This window comes from Clostridium gasigenes (assembly GCF_017348895.1).
Lineage (GTDB): Bacteria > Bacillota > Clostridia > Clostridiales > Clostridiaceae > Clostridium > Clostridium gasigenes.
The window spans coordinates 1-10,796 of the sequence record NZ_CP071377.1 but is presented as its reverse complement, the minus strand read 5'-3'; the positions used below and the strand labels follow the sequence as shown (position 1 = coordinate 10,796).

Genomic DNA, 10,796 nt, shown 5'->3' with positions numbered 1-10,796 from the left:
TTTCATTAAATTTATTTAGTGGAAACTTGATTTGTATAAGGGATAGAGCCTATAGAGAGGGTAATAAAAAGTCTCTAGGCGGTAGTGCGTATGGAAATTAAGTTTGATATAAGAATAAGGATAAAAAAACTAAAATTAAAATTTGAATATAAATTTTAATTTTATGTCCTCTTAGGAGTACTTTTTTTTACCTTTTAAAAAAAGGGCAGGATAAGGTGGTGTCACCAAGAGCTACAACTTCAAGGAAAAGCCTTGAAAATACTAGTTTATACGGTGGGACAAATAGAGAGGAAATCTTTTATATGTGGTACATAATTAATATAAATATGTCTATAGGGTAGATAGGAGCTAATATAAGAGTGGTACAAATAGGTATTTTGCAATAATTGACTTTGGTCGGATTTGTTAGGGACTACCCTAATCTTATAGATTATTAAAGTTAAAAATTGCATAGCTCAAATACATAATACTAATTCTAATAATTAGGGCTTTAAAGTCCTTTTGATTTATAAATTTTATTAGATAGCATGGCATTAGCTTTAATAGATTTTATGAAGGAATAGTACCATTAATAGTTTGTGAACTTATAACAATTGAAAGGTGTAATTATGGATAAATTAAATCAAGATAAAGCTAATAAATTACATGATTTAATAACAGAGATATTAAATACTTGTGGTGGAGAGTGTGATAAATGTGTATTGGAAGATGTCTGTGATGATTTAGACATACTATCATTTCAGCTATTTTCAAAAATCTAGTCATCAAAAGATGACTGTCTTGTATATTTTATGTAATTAAGAATAGTAATACGAAAGTATTGCTATTTTTTTGCGAAAAAATGGTAGTTATTTAGTAAATTATATGATATAATTATGTCATACATAAAAATACATTGTCATGTATAACAAATACATATAATTATAATGTAAAAGGGGAGATTTGAATTATGAGTAATGAAATTAAGGCGGTATCATTTAGATTAATTGAGGAAGATATCCAAAAATTTAGAGAAATAGCAGATAAACAAGGGTTAAATCAAGCAGAAATGTTCAAAGGATTAATGAATAGCTTTGAAATGGCTAAAGCTAAAGGTCAGATTACAGATAGAGCTAAGGAGATTGAAGTATTTCAAGATACAGTTAATAACCTAGTATCTATGTTTATCAATTCGCTTGCTATAAATCAAACTAGTGAAGAAAGAATAAGAGAAACATTAAGTTTAGAATTAAATACTAAGGATAAAACTATAGCTGATTTACAAGAATATAAGGAAAATTCAAAGAGTGCTGCTAAAGTAAATGATGAAAAAGTAAAAGAACTAGAAACTATAGTAAAGGATCTTACAGTATCTTTAGAAAAAACTACTAAGGAATTGGGACAAAAGACTGTCATAGTAGATAATCAGCAAGATCAAATTAATACGTTGAATTCAATAGTTACGGAGTATAAATCATATAGAGATTTAAATAAAGAACTTGAGGGAACTAATATTAAATTAAATAATAAAATTACAGAGGCATTACACTGTAATGCAGACCTTGAAGATAAGATTATAAATACAGAAAGTATGAAAGAGTTCTACAAAAAAGAAGTTGATACATTAAAAGACGAGCTTAAGGATTTAAAAAATAATATTAAAGAGTTAGATAAAAGCAACAAAGAAGATGTTAAAGACACAGAGAAGGCTCACAAAGAAGAGTTAAAGATTATAGAAACAGAATACAAGGCAGAAGTATATAAATCAAATCAAGAGCTTACAAAGGCATTTAAAGAGGAGTTAGATAACAAGTTAGAAGTTGAAAAGTCAAAGTATCAATTAGAGATAGATAAAGCTATAAATAAAGAACAATTAATACAAGAAAAATATAATGTTTTAAAAGTAAAATTAGAAAATATTAAGAATAAAAATAAAGATTAAGGTTAGATTCAGAAATAGAAAATATCAAAAAAATATAAAAGAACTTGAAGAAAAAATTATAAAATTTAAAGAAAAAAAAGAAATATTTTCAATAAAAGCACTAAAAAAAGTATGCGGTAAACATCCGCAAACTATGTGGAAAGTATGCGGAAACTATGCGGTAAACCTCCGTATTAGGTTGTTTTTTTGTACCCATTGAAACATTAGGCTTTGCCTAGTCCCCCATATGTTTTGGGGGCAGTTTCTCCTTATGCTCTTAATATATTTATTACCTTTAGGTTTTTAAAAATAAATATATTAACTCTAGCTTGGTTTAGGTTAATCTTTTTAAAGTTTATGGGTGAAGAATATGTAAGCGCAAAGCCTTTTATTTTATAACAAATAATGAATTAAAGGGGATTTTTAAATTATGGCAAGAATAAAAAAAGACTACATGATGTCTGCAAACAATATAGAATATATTGAGGAATTTAAAAAAGAAAATAATCTTAAATATTCTAGTGAGTCATTGGATCTAATTATTAGAGAGCATAGAAAAAATTCAGATACGTCTACTGAAGCAGTTATAAAAATAATTGGAGATAGAATTTCTGAAAACTTAAAAAGTGAATTATTAGGAATTAAAAGAGCTAGTAATGCATCAGATAAAAACTCTCAAATAATTTTAGAAATGTTAAATGGATTATTTATTAAATCAGGATTTACATTATTAGCAACAACTGAAATTGAAAAAGCAGTAGCTTTAGATAATGCTACTAAGCTTGTAGAAAAAAGAATTGAAAGTAAAAGAGTTTCAAAATTAGATAAGAAATTTTAATCAGTTATTAGAACTTGTAGAAATAAAAAACAATTACTACAAGCAAAATATAAAATTAAAATTAGAAAATATTAAGCCTATTAATATTAAATAAATTTAGATATACTATAGATATTATAAGGAGTGATTTAAGAATGGAAAAAGAAATATTAGAGATTTTAAAAAGATTAGAAGGTAAGGTTGATGAAAATCAAAAAGAAATTAAGTTAGAGCTAAAGGAAATTAATAGAAAACTTGATGGGGTAGTTGAGCAAACTGCTGATTTATTAGAATTTAGAAGTGATATTACAAAGAAGGTTGATGGAATTAGAGATGATTTATCAACTGTTGAATTAGTTACTGCAAAGAACTATAAAGATATAGTGAATTTAAAAGCAGTAAAATAACATATCAAAAAGGTGGTATTTCGTGTCCACATACACGAAATACCACCTTTTTTTGTGATTGTTTAGAGATACTAAACAGTTAACTACTATTTTATAGTATATCATACTCTATAAATGGCTTAAAACCGTTGTTTTTTATCTCTTCGCTAAAAGAACAATTTAGCGAAATTAGAGGTGCAATAACAATTTCAACTCTGTTCTATAGATATATCTAGTCGAACTACGCCTATTCAACAATAATCATGAATATGCTTAAAATATATTTATTTAATAAATATTATGTGTTAAAATGAAAATGTAAAAAAATACAAAGAGGGGGATAATTATGAAAAAGAAGACGTTAATTTCCAGTTTACTTATTGCAATGACTATAGTTTCTTCAAGTTTAGTTGCAAATGCAGCTGCATCAGGAGATGGTATTGCTACGGGCGGTTTTAAAGCAAGTATGGCAGGGTCTCAAGCAATAAATACTGCATTTACATCAACCCCAAGCAATATTTCAAATTATTGCACAGCTAAATTTAGTGGGTATACATCCTATGAGAGACAATCTTCAGTTAATTATGGATATTCATCAGTAACTGCATATGCTCCAACAGGTGCATATTATGGGGCGTATGGACAACATTCATATTCTTATAATGGACCAAAACAATTTTTTTCTCGCTAGAATAATTAGATAGTAAATAAATATAAAAGCTTGTAATTTAAAAAATATTTAATTACAAGCTTTTATATTAAAAATCAAATTTATTGGAGTTTATTTGTTGAAAGGAATTTATATGAAAAGGTATATTAAATCTTTTAAAATGCTATTTATAGCATTTGTTTTTATGAGTCTATTTTATTCATTGGAAATAAGTAAGTTTGAACAAACTAAATTGAAGTTTATAGAAGAAAATAATTTTTTCACTTATGAATCTAAAGTATTTCATGTAGATAGCTTAAAGATAGCACAAAAAAGTTTGATAGAAGTACTTGATAAGTATAGTGATATAGTAATACAAAATAAATGTTTGAAGTATAATCAATTTGAAGGCAGCGCTATATATTTTAATTCAAAACCTAATTTTATACCAAATATGTTAAATGGAAGATATTTTAATGTATTAGACTTTAAATCTAATGTTCCAGTTTCAGTTATTGGAAAGAATATGATTGATAGTGTAGTTGAGGAAAATGATACCAAATACTTAGTATTAGGAGATATAAGGTATGAGGTAATAGGGGTAATGGGTGGAGAGAATTCTTCAGTAAATGATAAATTTATAGTGAATTTTAATTCAAATAGTATCTATAACAATATAATAGATAAAGAATCATTTTATCAAGTTGAAACAATGAATAAAAATATTAATATAATTAGTAAGTTAGATCATGACTTAAAACTTATAGATAATTCATCTAAAATTTTAATGGATAGTTCATTAAATATAAAAAATCCTATAACTGGGTATATAAGAAGTAGATTTTACTATTTGATGTTTATTATAGTTGTATTTGTGCTTAGTACTATAAACATGGCTAGTTTTTATATGTCTAAAAGGGAAAATGAGATAGGAGTCTTAAAGGCTGTAGGGATAAAAAATAATAGGATATTCGCAAAAATATTATTAGAGTATGAAATAGTGACAATTGTATCTTTTATTATGGGGTTATTAATTCATTACACAGTATACTTAGTTATGTATAAGAATTACTTATACTACTATATAAATATAAATAATGTTTATAATATATTATTTATAGCTGGAATAACAGGCTTTGTTACATGTTTAATACCATTAATAAAATTATTAAAAATTAGTCCTACATACATAATGAAAAGGTGATATTATGTTTTTAAATATTAAATATGCTTGTCTTTCACTATTTAAACAAATATTTATGACTATATTATCTATAGTACAATTGAGTATTTGTTTTATATTTTTATATTTTGTAATAAATCAAAGTGTTATTACATTAGAAGAAATGAGTAAAATTTCATCAGTACTAGATAATAAAAAAATTTATTCGTTTAAATTAATAAATGAAGTAGACATTTTAAATAATAAAGAAAAATCAAAGGAAGTAAAAGAATTTTATGAAGTAATTAAACAGAAGTATAATAAAAATTTAAGCTTTTATAGTAATGAAAATTTACAGATTAAAAACTTTTATGGTATGGAACAATTTACTTCGCCAGGAGGGTCACAAAAAGACTTTTCGTGGGTTAGGGACATTAATGTAGATGAAAATTTTGTGAGTCAATTTAAATTTAAAATAGATAGTGGACGGATGTTTGAGAAAGAGGATTTTAAAGTCGAAGAACATTTACCTATTTCGGTAATGTTAGGAAGTGAATACAGAGAATTTTTTAAAATTGGAGATATTATAGATTATAAAAATCAGTATGGTGGAGATTTAAGTAAAATTAAAGTAATAGGATTTATAGATAAAAATTCTGTTTTTATATCGAATTATGGTTCAATAAATTTAGATAGTTATATAATTTTCCCAATTCAGCCAATAGAGAAAACTATAACTTTAAATAAGAATGATCCAGAATATAAAAATATGGTTAATTTCTTAGAAGTGAGGTTAGCTAGAGAAACAATATTATCAATTGAAAATAATAGTAGTATATACGAAGAAATAAATTCTATTATTAATGAGAAATCATTGTCGGATACAATTTATATGGAAGATTTATCAAAAGTCCAAGAGGATCTTATAACTATGTTTAAGAACTCAATGTATGATCAGTTTATGGGATTATTATTATCGATTATATTTGTAACTATAGGATTAATATTTAATAGTTTAAACAAGATAAATTCTAAATATATAGAGTTTGGCGTTCATATAAGTTATGGATGTAGTATAAAGGATATTTTTTCAAGAATACTAATAGAATTCATTTTGTTAAGTTTAATATCATTTATAACGAGTGTTGTATTTATAGTGTCATATGGCTCATTTGGATCAATACAGTTTCAAGGGCTAATTAACTATAAATCATTAATTATACTTGGCATATTTTCAATAGTTTTAGGTTGTATTATAGCACTTCCTTCATCAATTAAAATTAAGCGTATGAATATAACTGAATTAATAAGGAGATAGTTGAGATGGAATTTCTAAAATTAAACAATATAAGCAAAGATTATGGAAAAAAAGGATTACAAGTTTGTGCATTAAAAAATATTTCAATTAGTGTTAACAAAGGTGATTTTATAGCAATCATGGGAACCTCAGGATCAGGAAAGTCAACACTACTAAATATTTTAGGTTGTTTAGATACACAAACAAAAGGTGAATATTTTATTAATGGAGAAGAAACCAATAAGAATGATTTAGCACCATTAAGAAATAAAATGTTTGGGTTTGTTTTTCAACATTTTGCACTAATTGAAGATTATACAGTGGAAGAAAACATAGTAGTGCCATTAGAGTATAGTAAACTATCAAGAAAACAAAAAAAACAGAAGGTTATAAAATATTTAGAAATATTAGGGTTAGAGACGAAGGCTAAATGTTTTCCTAAAGAGCTATCTGGAGGACAAAGTCAAAGAGTTGCTATTGCACGTGCTATAATAAATGACCCTGAAATTATTTTAGCTGATGAACCAACAGGAGCACTTGATTCTAAAACTTCAGAGAATATAATAAATATATTTAAAAAATTAAATAAGGCTGGTAAAACTATAATTTTAGTAACACATGATAAAAAAATAGCAGATCAATGTAATAAAATAATTTTCATTGAAGATGGTGAATTAAGAGAATAGGACTGAGTTATACGAGATGTCAGTAAATATAATTAAATAAATTAGGACAAGGATAAGATGATTTTTAAATCTTAAAAAAAAGCTCATAGAAAACTATGTGCTTTTTTTATTAACTTTAACTTCTTTTAAAGTTAGTTAGTTAGTTAGTTAGTTAGTGGGAAAATTGACAACAAGGTATGGAAATGAGTAATTTAAAGGTGTGAGAGAAAATATATTTATAAAAAATATTGATTTATTTATAAAAAAATCTTGCATTATGTAAAATAAGCGTTTAGAATAAGACACATAAATGGTAAATTATATATAAAAAGTAGAACATATATTTAAAATTGAATACAAAAAAAGCACAACTATTTCAAGTAGTGCTTTTGCGAACTTCGGTTCTTCAAATCGTTTGGCGACGATCTGAGGTAACTTAAAGGTATCAAAGTACCAAGAAGCTAAGAACGAAACCAACCAGCTGTTCATATCTAATTTATACTCAAAGTATAATTGAAAATATGAAAAATTTCAAGTAGAAAATGAAATTTGGTTAAAAAGTTACTTATCCTCTAGGTGTTAGCCTAGAGGTTTTTTTATACAAAAAATTAGAATAAACAGTAGATCATTGACCATTTTATTAAATTTAACTATGAATTAAAGAGAATTTTAACTAATTTAGGACAAGTAGTTTATCAAAAAATTCTAATTTGAAAGGTAACATAGTAAATAAAAAGTAGCTAGTAGTAAGAATATTAGCAGTTGCCCTATGACTTAAAGATGGGAGCTTTGGAAGGTAATGTTGTGATAACAGTAACTGGAAAGGGAGTCTTGCAAAGACTATAAAGATAATCCACTAAAAGGTGAGCATAACAGAAAGCACAACTGACGCGAAATAGTGCCTCCAAACAATAGAGCCGTGCCCTTATTCTACGGTCGTTTGGGTTGAGAGTGACGACAACTTAAAGGTCGGGAGTGGGAGTTCTAGGAGCATAAGTGCTCGGGAACCATGAGAAGATTAGCATTAGGATAGAGCCGTAATGTAGAAAGCTTGTGGGTGTTTTAACACGTAACAAATAAGGTGCGAGATGGATGATGCGACCGATATACGGTTTATCAAAGAGTGAAGCAGTTATTTTTTTATTGATAGATATATTGTTATGTCTATTTTTAAGGGAATAACTGCGTCCAAATTTCAGCTCCTTCTACCGGTTATCTCTAGTTTGCACCTATAATCGTTTAAATAACCTTAGATTGATATGTAATCTGTAGACCAAACGATCGCAACGTAGCTTGTCGGAGTGAGTTAGTGCGGTAGCCTTTGGGTGAATGCGTTAGCAGAGGGGCGTTGCCCCTAGTATATGTAGTGACTTTAGGTTATTTAGTATACTATAATGTATATATAATTAATTTTGAAAGATTTATTGGATAAGGAAGTGCTAAAATGAAATCAAGTATTAGATTAGAAGGAATTTTAGATAGTGAAGTAAAATTAAATAATGACGGAAAGTATGTTGTTATAGTAAAAAGCAATATACTTAATAAAGAAAATTCAGAGAGTATTTTCTTTGTAGAAATGACAAAGAATCAATGGAATGGTATTAAAAATAAAGAAAATAACCTTATTATCACAGGACATATTATTGTTAAGAAAAATAAAAAAGATATTCCATTTATATATGTTATTTCTACAGGTATTAACGAAGTTAAAAGACAAGAAAAGAAAAAAGTTAAGAATGTTGATAAGGTTATTATTAGTTCTACAAAAAAAGAAATTGAAAATAAACCTGAAAGGATTTTTTGGTTTGAAAATATTCCTGAAGACCAATTTATATTAGTAAATGCTAATGATATTACTATGGTTGAAAGTTGTCATATTAATTTCACGGTAAAAATACATATGTCAGAGCAGGAACAGTCGAACAAGCCTATATGTATAAGAGCTTTAGATAATGGCGAATATGTACTAGTTGCAGGGCTACATACGTATATAAGAGCAAAACTATTAAATACGCATGTAAAAGCATTTGTAACAGAATTATCTCGTAAAGAATTTGTTGAAAAATATAATCTAACAGACTTAGTAAAAACATTTATAGCTTAGTAAAAAAATATGTTTGCTAAACACAAGTAAGCCTGTAAAGTGATTGCGGCTAAGAGTTATATTTAAATTTTGGGTACTTAAATTCCTTAACGTGGGTTTTATCGGAAATGTTGGAGCTACCCTACTAGAGGTTAAATTAATTGAAGATTTAATAATATTTGATATTGTAGTGTTTATATCTTTTTTTTAGGTTATCTTAGTGCTATATTTAGTATGTGTACAATAAATTACAATATGGTTACAAGGTGGGGTTTTATGATTTATGAGGATATGAGTTTAGAAGAAGTCATTAATTATATTAATACAGAACTACTTAAAGGTAGAACTATGAGGGCTATAGAAGAAAATGATTTTGGGGTAAATGAGAGAGTTATTGCAAAAAGATTGTCTAGAAAAGGTACTAAAAAAGTTGATGGGCAATTTGTGTTGCAAAGTGGTGCTAAAATGCCCGTTAAGGCTGAAAAGCAAGTTATAGACACATATGAAACTAAAGTAATCAATAATAAAATTATTAGTTTGATAGAAAATAAGGATTTTGTAGAGTTAAGTGAAAGAGTTAATCTTTTAGAAAGAATATTAAAAGAAGTAGCTTGTGTACAAAGTGGTGCTAAAGTGGTTACAAATAATTTAGGATTAAAAATTTATTCTGCTGATGAAAAACCAGTTCCAAAAACAATAAGATTACATCAAGATATTTGGGATAAAATTGATAGGGTTAAAGAACAATTTCCGCATATAAATTATCAAACTTTATTAAATAGTTTAATTGATGAAATTACAGAAAAATATTTATGTGATAAATAAGAATCTTAAAATAAAAGTTTTCTGAAATAGAGAACTATCACTGGAGTAATGTTAGGATCTCGTAGTAGATACATTAATAATATGTGGTTTGCAAGCATTGACTTTGTTATAACACTGTCGGTCTTGTTAGGTAATCCTAAAACCTTGAAATATGAAAATCGCATACTCAAATTAGGGGAAGATATTTATAGGGTGGTTTAAAATGCAACCTAGAGGACTTTGAAAATTTAAGCTAGTATTTTTAAATTGGGATAGTTAATGTTGTAGCATTAGCTATCTTTTTCGTTTTAAAACTGAGTTTATAAAGACCATTCGCAAGGAGATATATCAATAATAACTAAGTGATTTCACAAGATAATGTAATAGTTCATCACTAAGTTAGGTTAGGATAAAACCCCTTTCTCACGGTAGTGCAGGATAAACAATTGCACACAACTGCTCTGAAACAGTTGAAACAACTGGAATAAGGCTGAATACATATAGTTAAAGAAGTTATTATATTTGTGTGCAATGTTATCTTAAGCATTGAAATTGCTAAGATTGAAGTGTAACAGTATATAAAAAAGCTAAGTTACATGAAACGCATTGCTAGTATTGGGATATAAAAGGATATTTAATTTTATGATGCTGAGAGGATTAATATTAATTTAGTATGTTTAATAAGATAAGAAACTAGATGTAAGGGGATTAGTTATGAGTTTGTTCAAGAAGAAAAGTACTATAGATTGGGAAAGTAAGTATAAGGATCTTGTAGATAGTTATGATAAACTTTATGAAAAAAATAGAGAGTTGAAAAATAATGTTAAACTTTTAGAAGCAAGAATTAAGAAAACTGGATACTTAGAACCAAAGGAAAGAAAAATAACAGATGAAGAAATATTGTATATAAAAACATTAAGAGCTAAAGAGGGCTTAAGCTATAGTTCTATAACTAAAGAAACAGGTTGGAGCAAATCTACAGTATGTAGAGTTTTGAATGGTGTTTATGATTTGAAATAAAAATAAATTAGTA

Annotated in this window: 11 protein-coding genes; all 11 read left to right on the top strand. The window is 26.8% G+C overall.

What is annotated here, in order from left to right:
• The first annotated feature begins 593 nt into the window (after positions 1-593).
• The 11 genes from J1C67_RS19315 (at position 594) to J1C67_RS19265 (ending at position 10,783) form a co-directional block, all read left to right on the top strand.
• Entirely contained in the window at positions 594-761 is a 168-nt protein-coding gene (locus tag J1C67_RS19315) for a hypothetical protein (RefSeq protein WP_167867656.1), read from the top strand.
• 188 nt (positions 762-949) lie between these two features.
• Positions 950-1,921 (top strand): hypothetical protein, encoded by a 972-nt coding sequence (locus tag J1C67_RS19310; RefSeq protein ID WP_167867657.1) that lies wholly within the window; start codon positions 950-952, stop codon positions 1,919-1,921.
• A 409-nt stretch (positions 1,922-2,330) separates the two neighbouring features.
• A complete protein-coding gene (locus J1C67_RS19305) occupies positions 2,331-2,738 on the top strand; it encodes a hypothetical protein (protein ID WP_167867658.1) in 408 nt (135 codons plus the stop codon).
• A gap of 134 nt (positions 2,739-2,872) precedes the next feature.
• Entirely contained in the window at positions 2,873-3,124 is a 252-nt protein-coding gene (locus J1C67_RS19300) for a plasmid stabilization protein (RefSeq protein WP_167867659.1), read from the top strand.
• Between the two features lie 325 nt (positions 3,125-3,449).
• Positions 3,450-3,794, top strand: coding sequence for a hypothetical protein (locus J1C67_RS19295; protein WP_167867660.1), 345 nt, complete (start codon positions 3,450-3,452; stop codon positions 3,792-3,794).
• 97 nt (positions 3,795-3,891) lie between these two features.
• Positions 3,892-4,956: an ABC transporter permease gene (locus J1C67_RS19290; RefSeq protein ID WP_167867661.1), complete on the top strand. Its 1,065-nt coding sequence runs from the start codon at positions 3,892-3,894 to the stop codon at positions 4,954-4,956.
• Between the two features lie 4 nt (positions 4,957-4,960).
• Entirely contained in the window at positions 4,961-6,232 is a 1,272-nt protein-coding gene (locus tag J1C67_RS19285) for an FtsX-like permease family protein (protein ID WP_167867662.1), read from the top strand.
• A 5-nt stretch (positions 6,233-6,237) separates the two neighbouring features.
• Complete coding sequence (locus J1C67_RS19280) at positions 6,238-6,897, top strand: ABC transporter ATP-binding protein (protein WP_167867663.1); 660 nt, start codon at positions 6,238-6,240, stop codon at positions 6,895-6,897.
• 1,423 nt (positions 6,898-8,320) lie between these two features.
• Positions 8,321-8,980, top strand: a complete 660-nt coding sequence (locus J1C67_RS19275; protein ID WP_167867653.1) for a ParB N-terminal domain-containing protein — start codon at positions 8,321-8,323, stop codon at positions 8,978-8,980.
• A 255-nt stretch (positions 8,981-9,235) separates the two neighbouring features.
• Entirely contained in the window at positions 9,236-9,784 is a 549-nt protein-coding gene (locus tag J1C67_RS19270; RefSeq protein WP_167867654.1) for a hypothetical protein, read from the top strand.
• Between the two features lie 693 nt (positions 9,785-10,477).
• Entirely contained in the window at positions 10,478-10,783 is a 306-nt protein-coding gene (locus J1C67_RS19265; RefSeq protein WP_167867655.1) for a helix-turn-helix domain-containing protein, read from the top strand.
• Positions 10,784-10,796 lie beyond the last annotated feature (13 nt).